The following is a 21604-nucleotide window of genomic DNA, read 5'->3' as shown; positions in this document are numbered from 1 at the left end:
TGTAGTGCTCGCTACCTATTCGCGCGCATGGCGCGCTCCCACAGGTAAGTTGTGAGCCCCGCGAGACCTGTGGGAGCGGGCCATGCCCGCGAACGATCTTCAGCTACCCCCGTGCCCGCTTGAGCCGGTAGGCGAACTGGGCGCGGCTGAGCCCCAGCAGGCGAGCGGCAGCCGCCAGGTTGCCGGCATTGCGCTGCAGCGCCTGCTCCAGCAGCTGATTTTCCAATGCCTCCAGCGACAGGCTGGCCTCCGGTAGATCCGGGCAGCCGAGGCGGGTCAGCAGGTCCGTTTGCCGGTCGAGCTCATGATTCTGCACCAGGCGCCCCTGCTGCAGCACCGAGTAGAACTCGGCAGGCAACTCCTCATCGCGAAACAGGTGGTTGAGGTCGATCGCCGCCCCCTCGTTGCTGGCGATCACCCCCCGCTCGATGAGGTTCTGCAGCTCGCGGATGTTGCCGGGAAAATCGTAGTTGAGCAGCGCCTTGATGCCGCGCATGGTCAAGCCGACCGGTGTACGTCCATAGCGCTCGCAATAACGGCGCATAAAGAAGTCCACCAATAGGGGGATGTCGTCGCGGCGCTCACGCAGCGGCGGAATGTGGATCGGGTAGACGTTGAGCCGGTAGTAGAGATCCTCGCGAAACTCGCCCCGGCGCACGGCGGCGCGCAGATCCACATTGGTCGCCGCGATCACCCGCACGTCGACGTTGATGACCGAGGTACCACCGACCCGCTCGATCTCGCGTTCCTGCAGAGCCCGTAGCAGCTTGCCCTGCCCCGGCAGGCTGAGGCAGGCGACCTCGTCGAGAAACAGCGTGCCGCCCTGGGCGCGCTCGAAGCGACCGGCACGCGAGTGGCTGGCGCCGGTGTAGGCGCCGCGCTCGACACCGAACAATTCCGCCTCGATGAGGCTCTCGGCGATGGCCGCGCAGTTGAGGGCGACGAAAGGCCCGTCGCGCCGCTCGCTCATGCGGTGCAGGTTGCTGGCGAACAACTCCTTGCCCACCCCCGACTCGCCACCGAACAGCACCGTGGCCGGGGTACGCGCTACCCGCTGCAATGACTGATAGGCAGCGTTGAAGGCCGCCGAGGCACCGATCATGCGGCCCTCATCGCTTTCCGCCGTGGCGGCTGACAACGGCTGATAGGGCGCGCGATCCAGCCGGCAGTGCTCGCCCTCGTCAGCGGACGCGTTCAGGTAACGCAGATCCTCCTCCACATCGCCCCACAGCTCGGCGGTCTTGCCCAGCACCCGGCATACCTGATGGCCCATGGCCCGGCACTCCACCTCGCGAAAGACCACCAGACGGCCGAACAGGCCGCTTACATAACCGGTGGCATAACCGATTTCCATCCAGCAGGCAGGATCGTTGCCGATGCCGTAGGCGGCGATGTGTTCATCGTCCTCGTGGGCGTGATGCCAGAGAAACTCGCCGTCGTAGTGGCCACGGTCGACGTCGAACTCGAAGTGCACCGGCTCCACCTTGACCATGCCCTCGAGCCCGTGAAGGCGAATGCCGGCAGCGAAGATCGACGCCGGTTCGGCGCCGCCCCAACGTTGCTGCACCAGGCGAGCGTCCCGGGCACCGGACAGGTAACCCGCACGCGTCAGCAGGCCACGCGCGCGCTCCAGGCCGAGGCTGTCGATCAGCTCGCGCCGCAATGCGCCCAGCGCCTCGCAGTGCAGCAACACCATGCGCTGGTCGTTGAGCCAGATGCGCCCGTCCCCCGGCGAGAAGAACAGGCACTCGGTCAGGTCGCGCAGGGTCGGTGCGTTCTGCCAGTCGAGCGCATCGCTGGCGCCACGGTAATGAGGCGTCTCGATATTGCTCAGAGCGTTCAGGGAAATGCGATGAGGATCGGGCATGACTACGGCTCCGCACGTGCGCAATTCATCAATTCGGAACCGACGAGACCACTTCGCAGCTGCTCATTTGCGAATTTTCACAGACCTTGAAGCGCCTTGAAAAACACGTCCCGAAACCGATGAATGCATCCAATTTATTGAAATTATTGTGGATTTCTACGCAGCCCAGACGCCTACGAATATCTGGGCACGCTCTTTGCGATAGGCCTCAGGCCCACTGGCAAATCACTTAAAACAACAATACTCCAAGGAGACACCATGTCTCGACTGCCGCAATCGCAATCGACGCACGCCTTGCTGGATGAAGGGCTCTGGGAAGGCAAGCTGTTCTCTGGTGCCTGGCAAGCACCGCTGGCCGGTGGCCGCACCGCCGTCATCGAGCCGGCCACGGGTCATTGCCTGACCATTACCGGGGAAGCCCGGGCCGAAGACATCACCCAGTCTGCCGCCAGCGCAGCCCGCCACCAGGCGGCCTGGGAGGCGGTCGCCCCACGCCAGCGGGCGGATATATTCCTGCGCGCTGCACAGGTGCTGCAGGCGCATGCCGACGAGTGCGCGCTGTTCATCGCCCGCGAAACCGGCGGCATTCTGCTCAAGGCTCACCATGAAGTTCGCGAAGCGGTGTTGTTCCTGCAACTGGCCGCCGGGCAGGTGATGCAACCGCACGGCCTGGTGCTGCCGAGCAACTCTGGCACGCTGTCCTACGCACGGCGCTTGCCCCACGGCGTGGTCGGGGTGATTTCACCGTTCAACTTCCCGCTGATCCTGTCCATTCGCTCTGTCGCAGCAGCTCTCGCCGCCGGCAATGCGGTGGTGCTCAAGCCTGATCCACAGACGCCGATCAGTGGTGGTTTCCTGATCGCCCGCCTGTTCGAAGAGGCCGGCCTGCCCGCGGGTGTGCTGCATGTGCTGCCCGGCGGCGCCCATACCGGGGCTGCGCTGTGTGCCGATCCCCACGTGCGGATGATCGCCTTCACCGGCTCCACGGCAGCAGGGCGCAAGGTGGCGGAAACCGCCGGGCGAAACCTGAAGAAGGTCGCTCTGGAGCTGGGCGGCAAGAACCCGTTGATCGTTCTCGAAGACGCCGATCTGGAGCGCGCCCTGAGCTGCGCCAGCTGGGGCGCCTTCCTGCATCAGGGGCAGATCTGCATGGCCAGCGGGCTGATTCTGGTGCATGAATCGCTGGTCGAGCGCTTCGTCGAGGGGCTGGTCGAGCGTACACGGCGGCTGCGCGTCGGTGACCCCGCCAGCGGCGAGGTGGAGCTCGGCCCGATGATCAACGAGAACCAGCTCGTGCGTGCCCACCAGATGGTGCTCGACAGCGTAGGCGCCGGTGCCAGGCTGCAGATCGGCGGTCGTTACGAGGGCCTGTTCTACCAGCCCACCGTGCTCAGTCATCTCAAACCGGGCATGCCGGCCTTCGACCGCGAACTCTTCGGGCCGGTGGCTTGCGTGGCCAGCTTCGCCAGCGACGAAGAGGCCATCGAACTGGCCAACCGCAGCGAATACGGGCTCGCCGCAGCAGTGATCTCCCGTTCCGTTGGCCGCGCCATGAGCCTGGGGGCAAGGCTCGACTGCGGCATGCTGCATATCAACGACCAGACCGTGAATGACGACTGCGTCAACCCGTTCGGTGGGCGTGGCAACTCGGGCAACGGCAGCAGCATGAACGGCCCGGCCAACTGGGACGAGTTCACCCAATGGCAATGGGTGACGGTCAAGGAAACCCCGCCGCAGTACCCCTTCTGAGTCGCATCGCTCCAGACACCAGACAAGAACAACAAAAAGGAAATGACATGAACCTGAGCGGCAAGACCTTCGCGGTGACGGGCGTATCGTCCGGCATCGGCGCGGAAACCGCGCGACTGCTGCGCTTCCACGGCGCCCGCGTCATCGGCCTGGATCGCAACCCGCCACACCTGACCCTGGACGGTTTCATCGAGGTCGATCTCGCAGCGGTGGCGAGCATCGACCGCGCGGTGGCGCAATTGCCCGGGCAACTCGATGGCCTGTGCAACGTCGCCGGCGTGCCCGGCACCGCCAATCCGGCCCTGCTGGCGCGGGTCAATTACCTCGGCCTGCGCCACCTGAGCGTGGCCCTGCTGCCGCGCCTCGTCGTCGGCGGCAGCATCGTCAACGTGGCGTCGATTCTCGGCGCGCAGTGGCCCGAGCGGCTGGCGGCGCACAAGGCCCTGGCTGCCACCGAGAGCTTTGCCGCTGGCGAGGCCTGGCTGGCCGAACATCCACTGCCGGCGAACGGTAGTTACCAATACTTCAAGGAGGCGCTGATCGTCTGGAGCCTGGTACAGGCTCAACCCTGGTTCCTCGCCCATTCGGTACGCATGAACTGCGTGGCGCCGGGCCCGGTGTTCACCCCGATCCTTGGCGATTTCGTCGAGATGCTCGGCCAGACCCGCGTCGAAGCCGATGCCCATCGCATCAAGCGGCCGGCCTACCCGGACGAAGTCGCTGCGGCGATCGCCTTCCTCTGCGCCGACGAGGCGCGCTGGATCAACGGCGTCAACCTGCCCGTCGATGGCGGGCTGGCATCCACCTATGTCTGAGCGGCGGAGGCGCTCGGCATTGTTCTAGCCCTGGTCGCCCGCTGGGCGGTCATCAAGTCCGACAACAAGAATAATGAGGATCGACATGAACCAAACACAGCATTGCGTCAAAGCATCCCTGCTGGCGTTCGCCGTCAGCATGAACATCGCTGCGCCGGCTCAGGCTGCGCAAATCGACCTGGGCTCCAGTGACTGGCAACTGCGCTGGGACAACACGCTGAAATACAGCCAGGCCTGGCGCTTGCACGGCGCTGACAATCGCCTGACCGACGCCTCGACGGCAGGCGGGTTGTATCCATCGATCCAGGGGCAGGGTGACAAGAACTTCAGTCGAGGGCTGGTCTCCAATCGCCTCGACATCCTATCCGAGGTGGATCTCAGCCATCAGAACTACGGCATGCGGGTGAGCGGCGCGGCCTGGTATGACCATATCTACAATCAGGACACCGACAGCAGCGAACAGCCGCGTTTTCTCTCCGACACCCGTGAACTGCACGGCCGTGATGCCGAACTGCTCGACGCCTTCGTTTATCTGCGCGGCGATTTGGGCGAGGTGTCCCAAGGCGTGCTGCGTCTTGGCCGGCACAGCCTGGTGTATGGCGAAAGCCTGTTCTACGGCGGCAATGGCATCGGCGCGGCGCAGGGGCCGACCGACGTGGTCAAGCTGCTCAGTGTGCCGGGCACGCAGTTCAAGGAAATCCTGCGCCCGGTCAACCAGATATCCGGCCAGTTGCAGATCAATCCGCAGCTGTCGATTGGTGCCTACTACCAGTTCGACTGGGAGCGCTCCAGCCTGCCGGGTGCCGGTAGCTACCTGAGTGACAGCGATGCCATCGGCGAGGGCTCGGGTGACCTGCAGCAGGTGTTCGGCAACCGCACCGTGCACGGCAAGGACATCGAGGCGCGCAACGGCGGCCAGGGTGGCATGCAAATCCGTTTCAAACCCGAGGGTACCGAGCTGGAGCTGGGGCTGTACGCGGCCAAGTACCACGACAAGGCGCCAAGTGGCCTGTACGCCTACATCGACGGTCCGGCTGCAGCCGCCACCGGCCTGCCGATTCTCGGCGAGTACCGGCAGGTGTTGGCCGAGGACATCAAGACCGTTGGCGCCAGTTTCTCCACCGCCTATGGCGACTTCAACTTCGCGGGCGAGACCTCGATACGCTGGGACGCGCCATTGGTCAGCAACCTGCAGGTGGTCGCGCCGGGACAACTGGCCGACAACGCCGACGATGCGCTCTACGCCAAGGGCCGCACGGCACACGTCAACCTCTCGACCATCTACCTGCTGCCGCCTTCGGCACTCTGGGACGGCGGCTCGGTGCTGGCCGAGCTGGCCTGGAACCGCACCCTGAGCGTCACCGACAACCGCGCCGCCCTGGATGGCAACACCACCCGCGACGCCACGGCGCTGCGCGTGCTCGCCGAGCCGGCGTACTTCCAGGTGGCAGACGGCGTCGACCTGAGCGTGCCGATCGGCATCGGGATGGTGCTCGATGGGCGCTCGTCGGCGGTCAGCAAGTCCGGCTTCGGCAACAGCCATGCGGGCGACTGGAGCGTCGGGCTCAAGGCCACCTATCTGCAGCGCTGGGAGGCGGGCCTCAACTACGTGAATTTCTTCGGCGCCACGGGTGCCGGCCTGAACGAGGCAGGGGATTTCAGTTACCAGCAGTCGCTGGCCGACCGCGACTTCGTCTCCCTGTACGTGAAAACGACTTTTTAAGAACAAGAAAAAAGGTGCGATTCCATGCAAAAGACTCTCTGTATCTCGTCGCTGCTCAGCCTCGCTCTGCTGGGCAGCGGGCTTTCCCAGGCTGCCGTATCCCCCGAGCAGGCTGCCCGCCTGAAAAGTGAACTCACGCCGATGGGCGCCGAGCGCAGCGCCAACGCCGATGGCAGCATCCCCGCGTGGAGCGGTGGCGTCACTCAGGTAGCCGCCGGCTTCAAGAGCGGTGACAAGCGCCCGGACCCCTTCGCCGGGGAAAAGCCGCTCTATAGCATCACCGCTGCCAATCTCGAGCAGTACGCCACGCAACTGGCCGAGGGTACGCAGGCATTGCTGCGCAAATACCCGGACTATCGCCTGGATGTCTACCCGACCCATCGCAGCGCTGCGGCGCCGCAATGGGTGTATGACAACACCTTCGCCAATGCCTCCCGCGCTAACCTCGATGTGGCCAGCGAACAGGTCAGTGGCGCCTACGGCGGAATCCCCTTCCCGATCCCACAGAACGGCGCCGAGGTGCTGTGGAACTACCGCCTGTCCTGGCAGGGCGGCGACACCATCAGCTCGCCTTTCGATACCTGGCTGATGACCGCTGGTGGCCGCAAGGTGCAAGCCACACGCGCCCAGTACACCTACCAGTTCCCCTACTACTTCGAGGAAGGCAACCTGGAGAGCTTCAAGGGCAAGTACATGTGGGGCAAGCTCTACACCGAGTTGCCGTCGTCCAAGGCTGGCGAGGGGCTGATGACGCACTGGGACACCGACCCGTCGGCCCGCGCCGCCTGGCAGTACCTGGTTGGCCAGCGGCGCGTGCGGCGTGCGCCGAACATCGCGTACGACACGCCGGACTTCGTGACCTCAGGCGTGGGCCTGTTCGACGAGGCGTTCATGATTTTCGGGCCAACCGACCGGCATGACCTCAAGCTGGTGGGCAAGAAAGAACTGCTGGTGCCCTACAACAACAACCGCGCCGGGCTCGCCACGAGCGACGAACTGGTACAGCCCAAATTCCTCAATCCGGATCTGGTGCGCTGGGAGAAGCATCGCGTCTGGGTCGTCGAGGCCACGCTCAAGGATGGCAAGCGCCACGTGGTGCCACGGCGAACCTACTACATCGATGAAGACTCCTGGCAGGTGCTGCTCGTGGACGGCTACGACGCTCAGAGCCGCCTGGTTCGCCAGCTCTACAGCCTGACCCTGCTGGCGCCCGACCTGCCGGCACTGACCGCTCAGGTCATGTGGGGCAGCTACAACCTCGACACCGGCGCCTACTTCCTCAACTCCTCCAGCAACGATCTTGGCGTGCAGTACCAGAAGGTCGCGCGACCGGCAGCCTCGTTCTTCACCCCCGACGCGATGGCCAACTCCAGCATCCGTTGACCCGCTGGCGAGTGCGGCGCTCAGGGCGTCGCACTCAGGAGATTCGCCTATGAAACGCCTATGCAACTGGTCGGTCGGGCTGTGCCTGGCTGGCTGCTTAACAGCGCCATTACTGGCAGCTCCCGTGGTTCTGGACACACCTGCACTGCAGAACGTGCGCGCCGAGCGCTCGGCGATCCTCGGCCTGGCCCGCGCCGGTGAGCGTCTGGTAGCGGTCGGTGAGCGCGGCACGGTACTGCTCTCCGATGACGCCGGGCGCAGTTGGCGCCAGGCCAAGGTGCCAGTGAGCGTCAGCCTGACCGCCGTGCAGTTCGTCGATGCACAACGTGGCTGGGCCACCGGTCATCTTGGCGTGGTGCTGCACAGCGAGGACGGCGGCGAGACCTGGCACAAGCAGCTCGATGGCATCCAGGCCGCGCGCCTGGCGCTGGCCGCTGCCGAGTCCAGCGGCGATCAGCGCCTGCTCGACGAGGCCCGCAGGCTGGTGCAAGACGGCCCGGACAAACCTTTCCTCGACCTGTACTTCAGCGATGCACGGCGCGGCTTCGTGGTCGGTGCCTACAACCTGATCCTGCATACACAGGACGGCGGACTGAGCTGGCAACCCTGGATGAGCCGCCTGGACAACCCCAGCGGTCTGCACCTTTACGCCATTCGAGCGCAGGGCGAAAACCTGTTCATCGCAGGCGAGCGAGGCCTGCTGTTGCGCTCGACCGATGCCGGGAACTCCTTCCAGGCCCTTGCATCGCCCTACGAGGGCAGCTTCTTCGGTCTGCTCGCGGGGCGCGGCGGCGAGCTGTTGGCCTTTGGCCTGCGGGGTAACGCCTGGCTGTCGCAGGACAGCGGTGAGCACTGGCGAGCCTTGCCGAGCCCGATCCAGTCCAGTTTCGTGGCGGGTCTGGCGCTGGATGACGGCCGCCTGCTGCTCGCCAGCCAGGACGGCGAGCTGGTGCACGTCGCCCAACAGAGCATCGAACCCCTCGGCCGACTATCTGGCAGTGCCATCGCCAGCCTTGCCGAGAGCGCGGAGGGCCAGTTGCTGGGCGCCGGCCTTGGCGGCGTGCGTGCACCGCTGACCATTCCCTGAACCGCGTGCCACAGATCAAGCAGTAGGAGCACGACATGCAATACGAGAATCTGCCGAGCACGGAACACACCGTGACGGCCCGCCTGGAAGACTTCGACCCGCACAGCGGCAACCGGGTGGAACGAGGCATCTTCAACAACCGGCCGTGGATCATTCTGGTCTGCCTGGTAGTGACCCTGTTGCTGGGATGGCAAGCCACGCGCATCGAGATCAACGCCAGCTTCGAGAAGACCATCCCCACCGGCCACCCCTACATCGCCAACTTCCTGGCGGCGCGCAGCGAACTGAGCGGCCTGGGCAACTCGCTGAGGATCGCCGTGGAGGTCAAGGATGGCGACATATTCGAGCGCGGCTACCTGGATACGCTGGCCAAGCTCAACGACGAGTTGTACCTGCTGCCTGGCGTCGACCGGCCCTACATGAAGTCGCTGTGGACGCCGACCACGCGCTGGACGGCGGTGACCGAGGAAGGCCTCGATGGCGGCACGGTGATTCCCGACGACTATGACGGCTCGCCGGCGAGCATCGAGCAGATCCGCGCCAATGTCGCCCGCTCCGGCGAGATCGGCCAGTTGGTGGCGGCCAATTTCAAGTCCAGCGTGATCCTCCTGCCGCTGCTCGACATCAACCCGCAGACCGGCGCGGCACTCGATTACGGCGAGCTGTCCCGGCAGCTGGAGGCGCTGCGCGACAAGTACCAGAGCGACACGCTGCAGATCCACATCACCGGCTTCGCCAAGATCATCGGCGACCTGATCGAAGGCCTGGGGCAGATGGCGCTGTTCTTCCTCGCCGCGGTGCTGGTGACCGTGGCGGTACTCTACGGCTACACCCGCTGCCTGCGTAGCACGCTGATCGTGGTGACCTGCTCGCTGGTGGCGGCGCTCTGGCAGGTGGGCCTGCTGGCCAGCCTGGGCTATCCGCTCGATCCCTATTCGGCGCTGGTTCCCTTTCTGATCTTTGCCATTGGCATGAGCCACGGCGCGCAGAAGATGAACGGCATCATGCAGGACATCGGCCGCGGCACCCACCGCGTGATCGCGGCGCGCTACACCTTCCGACGCCTGTTCGCGGCGGGGGTCACTGCACTGCTCTGCGACTTGGTGGGCTTTGCCGTGCTGCTGGTGATCGACATCCAGGCCATCCGCGACCTGGCCATCGCCGCCAGCCTGGGGGTGGCGGTGCTGGTCTTCACCAACCTGATCCTGCTACCGGTTCTGCTCAGCTATCTCGGCGTAAGCCCGAAAGCCGCCCAGCGCAGCCTGAAAACCGAGCAGGCCGAGCGAGCCGGCAACGGTGGCAACCCGCTCTGGCCGCTGCTGGTGCGCTTCACCGATCGCCCCTGGGCGTTGGTCGCCATCGCCGCAGGCCTCGCGCTGGCGGTGCTCGGTTTCGCGGTCAGCCTGCACCTGAAGATTGGCGACCTCGACCCGGGCGCACCGGAGCTGCGGGCCGACTCGCGCTACAACCGTGATGCGCTGTTCATGACGCAGAACTACGGCGCCAGCTCGGACATCTTCGTGGTCATGGTACGCACCGGAGAAGACCAGTGCACCCGTTACCCGACCCTGGCCGCCGTGGACGAACTGGCCACCCGCCTGGAGCAACTGCCCGGCGTGGAGGCGACCAACTCCATGGCCGAGTTGAGCAAGATCGCCGGAGTCGGCTACAACGAGGGCAACCTCAAATGGTACGAGCTGGTACCCAACGACGGCGCCCTCGGCGCCGTGCAGACCCGCGCTCCCCGTGAGCTGTTCAATCAGGGTTGCTCGCTGCTGTCTCTGTACGTCTACCTGGCCGATCACAAGGCCGAAACCCTCGAACGGGTGGTCGCCACCAGCGAAGCCTTCATTGCCGAACGGCAGGTGGAAGGCACGCAGTTCATGCTCGCTGCGGGTAGCGCTGGGATCGAAGCAGCGACCAACATCGTGGTTGGTCAGGCCATGCGCGAGATGCTGTTCTGGGTCTACGGCGCGGTGGCGCTGCTCTGCCTGGTGACCTTCCGCAGCTGGCGCGCGACGCTCTGCGCGGTGCTGCCGCTGATGCTCACCTCGGTACTCTGCGAGGCGCTGATGGTGGCCCTGGGCATGGGCGTGAAAGTCGCCACGCTGCCGGTCATCGCTCTCGGTGTGGGCATCGGCATCGACTACGCCCTGTACGTGCTCAGCGTTCTGCTGGCGCGCCTACGCGCGGGTGACTCGCTGGCCAGCGCCTACCAACAGGCGCTGCTGTTCACGGGCAAAGTGGTGCTGCTGACTGGCGTCACCCTGTCGATTGCCGTCGCCACATGGGCGTTCTCGCCGATCAAGTTCCAGGCTGACATGGGCATCCTGCTGGCCTTCATGTTCCTGGTGAACATGCTGGGCGCGCTGATCCTGATGCCAGCGCTGGGCTGGCTCTTGCTGCCAAGAGGAAGCCGGCAAAAAGCGCCTGGCTGAGGCGTGATCTGCTGGCCAGGCGCGACAATTTCGCCACCCAGTACACATTGGCCGGGCGCCAGCTATCGGCCTCAGCGGTCGATCAGCGATACAAGCGCGGATGGCCGCCTGGTCAGCGCTCGCCACGCAGACGCCTGGGCCATTGTCCCGGATTCGCCTTTTCCAGAGATCGCGCTCAACGGGCGGAGCGCGGCTCGTAGGCCAACACGGCTTCTGCCAACTGCATGTCGCTGTAGGAGGCCAGCTCGGTGCGTTGCTGCAGTGCGACCAGCGCCGCCTCCAGCATCACGCCACGGATCTGCCCGTGACTACCGACGAAGGCGGCTGCATCGTCTCGAGCCAGCTTCAGCTTCTGGTCGATGCTGCTGCTCTCTTTGGATATTTCCTCGGCCAACTCGGTGCCTTCTCCCGGCTTGGTCGTGGTGAGGATCGGCACCAGAGTCGACAGCACGCCGTAGTAAGTCGTGCCTATCAACGGATTTTCGTCCAGCTCCGGCGCGACCCGAACCCAGGCCTGAGCCGGCAGCGTCGGCAACAAGGCGATCAGCAGCAGCGAAGCCTTGAGAGGCGTGCCGCGGCTCAATTCACCGCCACCTTGCTTTCGCTCGGCGCAGCCGGTTCGGCTCGCTTGGCGTACCGCTGAGCCAGCACCGCGCAAACCATCAGCTGGATCTGATGGAACAGCATCATCGGCAGAATCATCAGGCCGATGCTGCTACCAGCGAACAGCACCTGAGCCATGGGAACACCGGTGGCCAGACTCTTCTTCGAGCCGCAGAACAGGATGGTGATGCGATCCTCCATGTTGAAACCGCACCATTTGCCGAGCAGCGCGGTGATGCACAGCGCCAGCGCGAGCAGCAGGCAGCAGGCGAACACCAGCGCCGCCAGGGTCGGCCAGGAGACCTGATTCCACAGGCCTTCGACTACCGCCGCGCTGAACGCCGTGTAGACCACCAGCAGGATCGAACTCTGATCGACGTACTTGAGCCAATTCTTGTTGCGGCCCACCCAGGCACCGATCCAGCGTCGAGCGATCTGACCGAGGATGAAGGGCACCAGCAGTTGCAGGGTGATCTTGCCAATGGCGTCCAGGGTCGAACCGCCGCTGCCGTGTACGTCCATCAGCAAGGCCACCAGCAGCGGCGTGAGGAAAATGCCGAACAGGCTGGAGGCCGCCGCACTGCAGATCGCCGCAGGAATGTTGCCGCGCGCCAGGGACGTGAAGGCGATGGCCGACTGCACGGTGGCCGGCAGGGCGCATAGGTAAAGCATGCCCAGGTACAGCTCGGTGCCGATCATCGGCGACAGCAGCGGCTTGAGCGCCAGCCCCAGCAACGGGAACAGGATGAAGGTGCAGCTGAACACCAGCAGGTGCAGGCGCCAGTGGCCGGCACCGGCGACGATGGCCTCACGCGACAACTTGGCACCATGCAGGAAGAACAGCAGGGCGATGGCCAGGTTGGTGATCCAGCCGAACGCCACCGCGACCTCGCCCCTGACCGGCAGGAAGGTGGCGGTGAGGACGACGGCGATCAGGGTCAGGGTGAAGTTATCGGGCAGCAGACGGGAGCGGGCCATGGGCAGAATTCCAAGCGGATGAAGGCAAGCAGTTGCCATACATAGGCCTCCACTCTACCCTGAGCGTTGATTGCCGACTAACGCCATAAAGCCAGATCATGTCGCCAAACGGACAAAACACGATTGCCGAGCGCAGCGTTCCCCAGCTGGAGCGCCTGCCGCGGCCCCTCTATGCGCGCAATGAATCGCTGCGTCGTCAGACCGGAACCCCACGCCACAGCCACGCCTGGGTACAGCTGACCTATGCCATCCAGGGTGTACTGCACGTGCGCACGGCCGTCGGCAGCTTCGTGGCGCCCCCGCAACGGGCCATCTGGATTCCCGCAGGGCTGGAACATGAAGTGCTGAGCTCGCCGAACACCGAAATGCGCAGCCTCTATGTGGACGATGGCCATGTCGATCCGCTGCCCGGCAGTTGTCGCGTGCTTGGCGTGGATGCCCTGACCCGCGAGCTGATCCGCAGCTTCTGTGAATTGCCGGTCGAATACGACGAAGCGGGGCCCGACGGTCGCCTTGCCCAGGTGCTGCTCGACCGCCTGCGCATGGCGCCCGAAGTGCACCTGTCATTGCCGCTGCCGAGCGACCCGCGCCTGCGTACCTTGTGCAGCCGCCTGCAGAAAAAACCCGATGACGACCGCGCACTGGCGGCATGGGGCGAAAGCCTGGGGGTCTCGGAAAAGACCCTGAGCCGCCTGTTCCTGCGCGACACCGGGCTGACCTTCCGCGCCTGGCGCCAACGTCTGCGCCTGCTCGGCGCACTGACACCGCTGGAACAGGGCCAGCGCGTCACCGACGTGGCCCTGCTCTGCGGCTACGACTCCACCTCGGCTTTCATCGCCGCATTCCGCCAGCAATTCGGCGCCACGCCGGGGGAGTTCTTTCGACCATGATCGCGCTTTCATGGGCTACAGTGAGTCGATGGATAAACGCAGCAGCATGATTACCAAGGAAGGACAAATCATGAAGATCGAGCATATTCAGCGTCTCACGGACACCTTCGAAGCTCATGCTCAAAGGAGCGATGCCGGAGTCGAGTTCTGGTTGGCGCGCGATCTGCAACAGTTGCTGGGCTATGCAGAGTGGAGAAACTTCTCGACCGTCATATCCAGAGCCAAGGTGGCATGCGAGATTTCCGGCCACACCACCACGGACCATTTTGTTGCTGTCAACAAAATGGTCGACCTCGGATCAGGCAGCCAGCGGCAAGTCGACGATGTCATGCTGACCCGCTACGCCTGTTATCTGATCGCTCAGAATGGCGACTCACGCAAAGCAGAGATTGCCTTTGCGCAAACCTACTTTGCCATGCAGACCCGCAAGGCTGAACTGATCGAGCAGCACCTGCTAGATAGCGAGCGCGTTTCTGCCAGACACAAACTGACCAGCACGGAAAAAGAACTGTCTCAACTGAATCTATGAGCAGACTGGCGGCAATCAGAACTTTGGCATCATTCGCAGCAAGGGTGATCAGGCCTTGTTCAGCAAGTCGACCCAGGCGATGAAAGAGCTGTGGCAGGTACCGGAAAGCCGACCACTGGCGGACTTTGCGCCAACCATCATTCTGAAAGCGAAGGATTTTGCCGCAGAAATCACCATCTTCAATTCCCGGGAAAATCATCTGGACAGCGAGTCGAAGATATCGCACGAGCACATCACGAATAACGAAGCCGTGCGTAATACCTTACTGGAACGGGGTATTCGACCAGAACGGCTGGCGCCAGCTGAAGATGTGAAAAAGATCGAACGACGCCTGAGATCGGAACGGAAGAAAGGGCTGAAGAATCCTGACGCTCTGGATAATTGAAAACGCGCGACTACCGAGGCCGAAACCTCAGCAGTTCTTGCTCACTTGCAACGACGAGTAACCATGCTCGCCCAGCTCGCCACTGAGCACCAGCTGGCCTGCTACGGCCAGTTCGCGGGCGCGCCAGAACAGGAAGTAATCGGTGGCGAAGAAGCCGTCGGTACGCGCCATCACGTCAGCCATGACGCGGGCCAGTGGCTTGGGCTCGGTGCCGGCGTGACGCAGTAGAGCAGCGTCGATGAGCTGATAGTCCTCTGCGGCGAAAACCCCTGTCTGCCAGCGATGGATGTGACCGCCATCGGCCAGCACGGCGCGCCACTGTGCGGCCAGCGCTACACGACGCGCGGGCTCGACCGGGCGAGGTTTGGCCAGGGCGAACAACGCCTGGGGTGCGTGCATGGCCACCGCCTTGCGGCTCTGCACCCAGCTGTTACCGGTGCCGCAGACCACCTCGAGCAACAACACGTCACTGCCCTCCAGCGCATGTGCCACCCGCGCCAGCAGCAATTGCTCGCTGGCACTGTCGCCATGCCAGACGGTGACGGGGCGCGCCTGCCGGGAGAGGCCGGTGATCCACTGCGCATCGGCGGGCAGCCCAGCCGCGAAGTCTGGAACCGGCGTTACGTCCTCGGGCCACACCGCGCGCCAGAACGCCACACGTGCGGTACAGGGCGGCGCGTCGACATCGCCCAGCGGGCCAACCGCCAGGTCGTCACGCATGACCCGCAGCCCATCATCGGCAGCCTGCTGCCCGATCACATGGCTTACGCCTTCTACGGCGTTATCGCCGCATACCAGATGCCACATAGGTGCTCCTTGTTAGGCGAGATCACGGAGTGAGCTGGACATCCAGCGCTGGCTTTTCACCCTGCTGCCAGGTGCCTTTCAGGCTGCCATCGGCCTGGAACTCGAGTTCGAAACGGGCCGGCGGCTCGCTGCTTTCGTGGAGGGTGACGAAATCCTGCTGATGCTCGCCACCGAGATTGATGTACTTGGCGTGCTTATCGTAGAAGTAGCTCGCGGACAGGCTGTGGTCGGCATACAGCTGCTCGATCACCAGGGTGATCGGATAGGGCCCGACGGTACCGCGGTAAACGCCTTGCGCCGTGCTGTTGACCGGCAGCGCACAATCACCGCGTTTTTCCAGCAACAGGCAGCGCCCGTAAGAACTGAGATCGCCGCTCAGGGCTTGGTAATTGAAACTGTTGGAAAACTCGCCGAGATCGTCGAGGGCACGGCTGGCGTGATTGGCGCAGCCCTCGCCAATCAGAGCCAGGCTATCGGTGCTCAGCTGCACACGGTCATAGTCGAGGCTGATGTCGCGGCGCGTATCCAGGCAGTAGGCATACATGTTGCGCTGCCCTTCGAGCCACTCCTCGTCGTCACTCAAGTTATCGGGATCGGCGGGTTTGCTCGGCGGCAGCGCCTTGAGGAAGTCCTCCAGTCGCTTGACCCTCAAGCTCTGCACTTCGCCTTGCAGACGCAACAGCCCCTCGGGGGTCAGCAGTTGCGGCAAACCGATAGGGCGGCCGCTGGCCAGATCGAAGTTGTAGCTGCGCGAACTCTGACTGGTATAGGCGCCCGTGGACTCACCCTCGATGTTCAGGGACAGATAACCCGGCCCCTCACCAAGAACCTGATAATCGAGGCTGTTCACGCCCCACATCTCACCGTCTTTAGGCTGCACGTTCTCGAACGGCGACTTGGCGAAGCGCCCGGGAAGCGCCTGCAACTCAAGGGTATGCAGGAATGTGTTGATACGCCCGATGGCAGGGCTATCGCCAACCAGCAGCGGGAAGCGATAGGTCTCCCAGTCGCTGCGCTTGGCCGTGAGGTCATCGATACGCACATCGGCCAGCGCAGGTGCGGCGATGGCAAGCAGAGGCAGTAGCAGCAAGCGCACGAGAAACGTCCTTATTCATGTCCCGGAAGGCTGGCCAGTATCCGCCTGGGAAACCCCGAATTCCACATGAAGATTCAGAGCAGCTTGCCCGGGTTCATCAAACCGGCAGGATCCATGCTCTGCTTGATGCTGCGCATCAGCTCCAGCTCCAACGGCTGTTTGTAGTGGCGCGCAGCCTCGCGTTTGGCCTGGCCCAGGCCATGCTCGGCACTGATGCTGCCGGCGAAGTCGCAGGTGACCCGGTAGATGACGTGCATGATCGCCTCCGCCTGCGCCTTGAAGGGGACGTCCTCGCTGCTCGGCGGCTTGCTGATGTTGTAGTGCAGGTTGCCGTCACCCACATGACCGTAGGCAACGATACGAACCCCCGCGAACGCCTCCTGCAGTTGGCGGTCGGCGGCTTCGATAAAGGCGGGGATGCTGCTGACCGGCACGCTGATGTCGTGCTTGAGGCTCGGCCCTTCATGGTTCTGCGCTTCCGAGATGCCTTCGCGCATCTTCCACAGCGCCGCGACCTGAGCTTCGCTGCCAGCCACCACGGCGTCCAGCACTTCGCCCCGTTCGAGCGCCTCGCCCAGACCTGTCTCCAGCATCGCGTTGAGCGGCGCTTCGGGCAGCGTGTCGCTGAGCTCGATCAGCACGTACCAGGGATGAACCTCGCCGAACGGGTCGTTGCAGCCAGCCACATGCCGCAGTACGAACTCCACGCTCTGCCGCGACATCAGCTCGAAACCGGTCAGGCGATCGCCGCACAGGGCGCGCATGCGCCCGATCAGATCGACCGCCGCCTGCGGGCTGGGCAGCGCGACCCAGGCGGTGGTACGGCTGCGCACGGCGGGATACAGCTTGAGCACGGCCGCGGTGATGATCCCCAGCGTGCCTTCGGAGCCGATGAACAGGTGCTTGAGGTCGTAGCCGGTGTTGTCCTTGCGCAGGCCGCGCAAGCCATCCCAGATGCGCCCATCGGGCAGCACCACTTCGAGGCCCAGGGTCAGGTCACGCATGTTGCCGTAGCGCAGCACGGCGGTGCCACCGGCGTTGGTGGCCAGATTGCCGCCGATGGTGCAGCTGCCCTCGGCACCCAGCGACAGCGGGAACAACCGCCCGACGTCGGCAGCGGCTTCCTGCAGACGCTGCAGAATCACACCGGCCTCGACGGTGATGGTCTCGTTGGCCGGGTCGACCTGGCGGATCCGCGTCATGCGCGTCAGCGACAGCACCACCTGGCGCCCCGATTCGTCGGGGATCGACCCGCCGCAGAGGCCGGTGTTGCCGCCTTGCGGCACCAGCGCCACGCCGGCCTGGTGGCAGGCGCGAACCACTGCGGCCACCTCCTCCCTGGAGGCCGGGCGCACCACCAGCGCGGCGCGCCCGCGGTAGGCGTTGCGCCAGTCGCTGAGGTAGGCCTGCATGGCGGCCTCGTCTTCGATCAAGCCGGCCGGGCCGACGATCTCGCCCAAGGCGTGCAGCAGTTCGGGTGGCAGGTGGCTCATGGAGTGGCGCTCCGCAGTGAATCGTCAGAATGGCCACCAGAGTCGATGTGCGCGAACTCGGCAGGCCAGCGTGATGGTCGGCTGCACGCAGGCCTTTGAGAATGGCGACAGCGCAGGCAGAAATACATGGCAAGGCTCACTCTTCTGAATATGAAATGTCTGCGGCAAGTTCAACGAGCACGTTGACGCCACTCGGGCAAATCATAAGTCATCGTATAACGAAATTTAAATCGGCAATAATCCGCTCATTTATATAAGGCAAATCGGCAATAATCCGCCGACACAATAACGACCATCAGAAACAGGATATAAGAAAAATAATGAAACATTTAATAAAAACCATATAAATCATAAAGTTATAAAACTGAAACATTATGAATCGGCTTGTCGAAAGATGCTTTGTTGACAGCCAGAACAGTGCGGACAATCATCCTCTTGCCGTCATACGACAACGTACGACACCAACTAATAATAATCATAGGATCCGCTCTCGCCATGAGTCCCCGCAGCTGCACAGACCGGCACTGACGCCGCCTCGCCGTCCCCAATCGCCTTATGACTTACCTGCTGATTAATTATCGGGCGGGTCTGGCTTCCTATTAAGTGCGCGCTGGAAACAAGCCATCGAGTTGTTCAGGCGTGGCGTTATCGGAGAACTTGCAATGAATAAAATTCTGTCCGCGACCTTACTGTCCACAGCGCTGCTGACCACCTCGGCAACCTCCCTGGCCCAGGAGCCGAACTGGCCAACCCGCGCCGTCCAGGTGGTGGTACCCGCCAACGCCGGGGGCGATACCGACTTCAATGCCCGGATGATGGCCAAGTACTTCACGCAGATCACCGGCAAGCCCATGGTCATCACCAACATGGGCGGTGGCGGTGGCACCGTGGCGGCCTCCCACGTGAAGGAGTCGGCAGCCGATGGCCACACGATTCTGTTCACCCACACCGGTCAGTTGATCGTCAACGAAGTCGCTGGCCTCAGCGAGGACAGCTACGACGCCTTCGAGGTCTCGTGCATCGCCGGCGTCGACAAGGCATCGATCTTCGTCGCCTCGAAGCAGTCGGGCATCGACAGCGTGGAAAAGCTCATCGAGCGCGCCAAGGAGAAGCCACGCAGCATCACCTATGGCACCGAGATGGGTAACTTCTCCCACCTGCAGGGCCTGATGTTCGAGAAGCGCACTGGCACCGAGCTGCGCTACATCGACACCGGCACCGTCGCCGAGCGCATCGTCGCGCTGCTGGGGGGGCGCATCGACATGGGCGCCATCAGCTACGGCGCACTGCAGGACTACATTCAGGGCGGCGCCATGAATGCCCTGGCCCAGCCTAACGAAGAGCGCAACCCGCTGGTTGGCGACATCCCGACTTTCCGCGAGAAGGACGTCGACCTGATCGTCGAGAAGCCCTATGTCGTGGCCTTTCCCAAAGGCACCGACGCCGCCATCGTCGCCAAGATGGCCGGCGTGATGAAAGAGATCACCGAGATCCCGAGCTACGGCGAAGAGCTGGCGAAAACCTACAAGCAGCCGGTGACCTACTACGGCACCGATGACGCTATCGCCATGCTCAAGGAGCACCGCGAAGAGTTCATGCAGTTCAAGGATGCGTTACGCCAATCGAAGTGATCCACGCAGCCGGAAGCCCACGCTTCCGGCTTTTTCATTCCCTGATCCATAGGAGTTCGCTGTGGATGCTTACAAGCGAAAAGAGCTGATCACCGGCGGCTTCATGCTGGCCGCCGGCATCGCCTACCTGCTGGCCACCATGGCCCTGCCACGCAAGTCGTTCATCGACGCTGCATTCGTGCCTTACGTGCTGGCGATCTTCATGTGTGTACTGGGCGTGCTGCAACTGGTGTTCAGCGCCCGCAAGACGCCTGCAGGTGAAGCCGCGGCCACCGTCGACGACAAAAAGAATGAGGTCTCCGAATATGGCACGGTGATCAAGACCCTCGCCCTGATCGCCGTCTACATCGCCACTCTGGAGCCCATCGGCTTTCCCATCGTGACCGCGGTTTATCTGTACCTGCAGTTCATCGTCCTGACGCCCCACGGACAGAAGATCGGCCACCTGATGTACGCGGTGATCTCGATCATCTCGGCCATCGTCATCTACCTCATCTTCCGCCAGGGCTTCGATCTGATGCTGCCCGCCGGCATCCTGAACATCTAGGAGGCGAACCATGCTCGACTTGATGCAACACGGTTTCGCCGCAGTCTTCTCGCTGCAGATCTTCATCCTCATCACCATCGGCGTGGTGGTGGGCATCATCTTCGGCGCGGTCCCCGGCCTGTCGGCCACCATGGCCGTGGCGCTGTGCCTGCCGCTGACCTTCACCATGGGCCCGGCCGCGGGCCTTTCGTTGCTGGTGGCGCTCTACGTGGGGGCGATTTCCGGCAGCCTGATCCCCTCGATTCTGCTCAAGATACCCGGCACGCCCTCATCGATCGCCACGGTGTTCGATGGCGGGCCGATGATGGAAAAAGGCGAAGGCTTCAAGGCCCTCGGCATCGGTATCGTGTTCTCGTTCCTGGGCACCTTCTTCGGTATCGGCGCGCTGATGTTCATCGCACCGATCCTGGCCAAGGTGGCGCTGAGTTTCGGGCCCCATGAATACTTCGCCATCGCCATCTTCTCGCTGACCCTGATCGCCACGCTGTCCACCGGCTCGCTGACCAAGGGCGTGTTTTCCGGCGCCCTGGGCTTCGCCTTCTCCACCGTCGGCATTGCCCCGGTGGATGCGATCCGCCGCTTCACCTTCGAGCAGTCCAACCTCAACGGCGGCTTCGCCATGCTGGCGGTGATGATCGGCATGTTCGCCGTGGCCGAGGTGATCCGCCTGGCCGAAACCGGACGGCATGCCGGCAAGACCAAGGTCGCCCCGCTGGACATGTCCAAGGTCAGAGGCTTCGGCTTCTCGCTGAAGGAATTCGTCGGCCAGCTGCGCAACGCCTTCCGCTCGGCGATGATCGGCCTGGGCATCGGCGTGCTGCCGGGCGTCGGCTCGGGCACCTCGAACATCGTCTCCTACATCGTCGCCAAGAAACGCGACAAGGACCCGGACTCCTACGGCAAGGGCAACCCGGGCGGCGTGGTCGCCAGCGAAACCGCCAACAGTGCCGGCATCGGCGGCGCCATGGTGCCGCTGCTCACCCTCGGCATTCCCGGCGACACGGTCACCGCGATGCTGCTCGGCGGCTTCCTGATCCACGGCATCCAGCCCGGCCCGCTGCTGTTCATCACCCAGGGCCCGCTGGTCTACACCATCTTCGCCGCGCTGATTCTGGCCACGGTGATCATGCTGGTGCTGGAGTTCTACGGCCTGCGCATCTTCATCAAGCTGCTGTCGGTGCCCAAGCACATCCTGCTGCCGATCATCCTGGTGCTCTGCGTGGTGGGGGCGTTCGGCCTCAACAGCCGCCTGTTCGACGCCTGGAGCATCCTGCTGTTCGGGGTCATCGGTTACGGCTTCATCAAGGCCGGCATGCCGGCACCGCCGTTCATCATCGGCTTCATCCTCGGGCCGATGGCGGAGACCAACCTGCGCCGTGGCCTGATGTTGTCCGATGGCAACTTCGGGGCCTTCCTGACCAGCCCGATCTCGGCCACCTTCCTGGGCCTGGCCGCGCTGTCCGTACTCTGGCACGCCTACAGCTTGCTGCGCGCCAAGAAGGACAAGAAGCCCGCCGAGGCGTTATCCACAAGCTAGAAATGCTGAGTACCAAAACAAGACAAGCGCCCTGTGGCGCTTGTCT

At 63.7% G+C, this 21604-nt stretch carries 18 protein-coding genes; 12 read left to right on the top strand and 6 right to left on the bottom strand.

The features are described 5' to 3' along the window. Positions 1 to 103: 103 nt before the first annotated feature. Entirely contained in the window at positions 104 to 1867 is a 1764-nt protein-coding gene (locus QRN22_RS05580) for a sigma-54-dependent Fis family transcriptional regulator (RefSeq protein ID WP_042553639.1), read from the bottom strand. A gap of 267 nt (positions 1868 to 2134) precedes the next feature. Between QRN22_RS05580 and QRN22_RS05575 the strand changes: the two genes are divergently transcribed. The 6 genes from QRN22_RS05575 to QRN22_RS05550 all read left to right on the top strand — a co-directional run bounded on the left by QRN22_RS05575 (position 2135) and on the right by QRN22_RS05550 (position 11062). Beyond that, positions 2135 to 3616 (top strand): benzaldehyde dehydrogenase, encoded by a 1482-nt coding sequence (locus QRN22_RS05575; RefSeq protein WP_269432929.1) that lies wholly within the window; start codon positions 2135 to 2137, stop codon positions 3614 to 3616. 47 nt (positions 3617 to 3663) lie between these two features. Further along, the gene (locus tag QRN22_RS05570; protein ID WP_042553641.1) at positions 3664 to 4431 is read left to right on the top strand and encodes a coniferyl-alcohol dehydrogenase; all 768 of its coding nucleotides are present in this window, start codon (positions 3664 to 3666) and stop codon (positions 4429 to 4431) included. Between the two features lie 85 nt (positions 4432 to 4516). Further along, positions 4517 to 6154, top strand: coding sequence for a DUF1302 domain-containing protein (locus QRN22_RS05565; protein ID WP_082045773.1), 1638 nt, complete (start codon positions 4517 to 4519; stop codon positions 6152 to 6154). Positions 6155 to 6178: 24 nt separating this feature from the next. Further along, positions 6179 to 7537: a DUF1329 domain-containing protein gene (locus QRN22_RS05560; RefSeq protein ID WP_042553642.1), complete on the top strand. Its 1359-nt coding sequence runs from the start codon at positions 6179 to 6181 to the stop codon at positions 7535 to 7537. 49 nt (positions 7538 to 7586) lie between these two features. Next, positions 7587 to 8624, top strand: a complete 1038-nt coding sequence (locus tag QRN22_RS05555; RefSeq protein WP_285401684.1) for a WD40/YVTN/BNR-like repeat-containing protein — start codon at positions 7587 to 7589, stop codon at positions 8622 to 8624. Positions 8625 to 8659: 35 nt separating this feature from the next. Then, positions 8660 to 11062 carry an efflux RND transporter permease subunit gene (locus tag QRN22_RS05550; RefSeq protein WP_042553354.1) on the top strand — a complete coding sequence of 801 codons (2403 nt, stop codon included), beginning with the start codon at positions 8660 to 8662 and terminating at the stop codon, positions 11060 to 11062. 175 nt (positions 11063 to 11237) lie between these two features. Here QRN22_RS05550 and QRN22_RS05545 read toward each other — a convergent pair whose 3' ends face one another. Further along, the gene (locus QRN22_RS05545) at positions 11238 to 11645 is read right to left on the bottom strand and encodes a DUF2388 domain-containing protein (RefSeq protein WP_197077001.1); all 408 of its coding nucleotides are present in this window, start codon (positions 11643 to 11645) and stop codon (positions 11238 to 11240) included. Then, the gene (locus tag QRN22_RS05540) at positions 11642 to 12643 is read right to left on the bottom strand and encodes a bile acid:sodium symporter family protein (protein ID WP_042553355.1); all 1002 of its coding nucleotides are present in this window, start codon (positions 12641 to 12643) and stop codon (positions 11642 to 11644) included. The genes QRN22_RS05545 and QRN22_RS05540 overlap by 4 nt, the downstream gene beginning before the upstream one ends. A gap of 98 nt (positions 12644 to 12741) precedes the next feature. Here QRN22_RS05540 and QRN22_RS05535 point away from each other — a divergent pair, with 98 nt between their 5' ends. Genes QRN22_RS05535 through QRN22_RS05525 form a run of 3 tightly spaced genes read left to right on the top strand, consistent with a single transcriptional unit; the run spans position 12742 to position 14447 of the window. Then, entirely contained in the window at positions 12742 to 13533 is a 792-nt protein-coding gene (locus QRN22_RS05535; protein WP_042553356.1) for an AraC family transcriptional regulator, read from the top strand. A 10-nt stretch (positions 13534 to 13543) separates the two neighbouring features. Beyond that, positions 13544 to 14062 (top strand): BRO family protein, encoded by a 519-nt coding sequence (locus tag QRN22_RS05530; RefSeq protein WP_285401677.1) that lies wholly within the window; start codon positions 13544 to 13546, stop codon positions 14060 to 14062. Positions 14063 to 14117: 55 nt separating this feature from the next. After that, complete coding sequence (locus tag QRN22_RS05525) at positions 14118 to 14447, top strand: hypothetical protein (RefSeq protein ID WP_197077004.1); 330 nt, start codon at positions 14118 to 14120, stop codon at positions 14445 to 14447. 27 nt (positions 14448 to 14474) lie between these two features. Here the strand turns inward: QRN22_RS05525 and QRN22_RS05520 are convergent, their stop codons facing one another. The 3 genes from QRN22_RS05520 to QRN22_RS05510 all read right to left on the bottom strand — a co-directional run bounded on the left by QRN22_RS05520 (position 14475) and on the right by QRN22_RS05510 (position 17843). After that, a complete protein-coding gene (locus tag QRN22_RS05520) occupies positions 14475 to 15254 on the bottom strand; it encodes a DUF1835 domain-containing protein (protein ID WP_042553357.1) in 780 nt (259 codons plus the stop codon). 22 nt (positions 15255 to 15276) lie between these two features. After that, positions 15277 to 16350: a hypothetical protein gene (locus QRN22_RS05515; protein ID WP_042553358.1), complete on the bottom strand. Its 1074-nt coding sequence runs from the start codon at positions 16348 to 16350 to the stop codon at positions 15277 to 15279. A gap of 74 nt (positions 16351 to 16424) precedes the next feature. Next, the gene (locus QRN22_RS05510; RefSeq protein WP_042553359.1) at positions 16425 to 17843 is read right to left on the bottom strand and encodes an FAD-binding oxidoreductase; all 1419 of its coding nucleotides are present in this window, start codon (positions 17841 to 17843) and stop codon (positions 16425 to 16427) included. A 662-nt stretch (positions 17844 to 18505) separates the two neighbouring features. On the opposite strand from QRN22_RS05510, the gene QRN22_RS05505 reads away from it, so the two are divergent. The 3 genes from QRN22_RS05505 (at position 18506) to QRN22_RS05495 (ending at position 21558) form a co-directional block, all read left to right on the top strand. After that, positions 18506 to 19474, top strand: coding sequence for a tripartite tricarboxylate transporter substrate binding protein (locus QRN22_RS05505; RefSeq protein WP_042553360.1), 969 nt, complete (start codon positions 18506 to 18508; stop codon positions 19472 to 19474). Positions 19475 to 19535: 61 nt separating this feature from the next. Further along, positions 19536 to 20021, top strand: coding sequence for a tripartite tricarboxylate transporter TctB family protein (locus QRN22_RS05500; protein WP_042553361.1), 486 nt, complete (start codon positions 19536 to 19538; stop codon positions 20019 to 20021). Between the two features lie 10 nt (positions 20022 to 20031). After that, the gene (locus tag QRN22_RS05495; protein ID WP_042553362.1) at positions 20032 to 21558 is read left to right on the top strand and encodes a tripartite tricarboxylate transporter permease; all 1527 of its coding nucleotides are present in this window, start codon (positions 20032 to 20034) and stop codon (positions 21556 to 21558) included. The last annotated feature ends 46 nt before the right edge of the window (positions 21559 to 21604 follow it).

The organism is Pseudomonas sp. MEJ086, assembly GCF_030209025.1.
Classification (GTDB): Bacteria; Pseudomonadota; Gammaproteobacteria; order Pseudomonadales; family Pseudomonadaceae; genus Aquipseudomonas; species Aquipseudomonas fulva_A.
The sequence above is the reverse complement of the archived record's forward strand: the minus strand, read 5'-3'. Positions and strand labels throughout refer to the sequence as shown.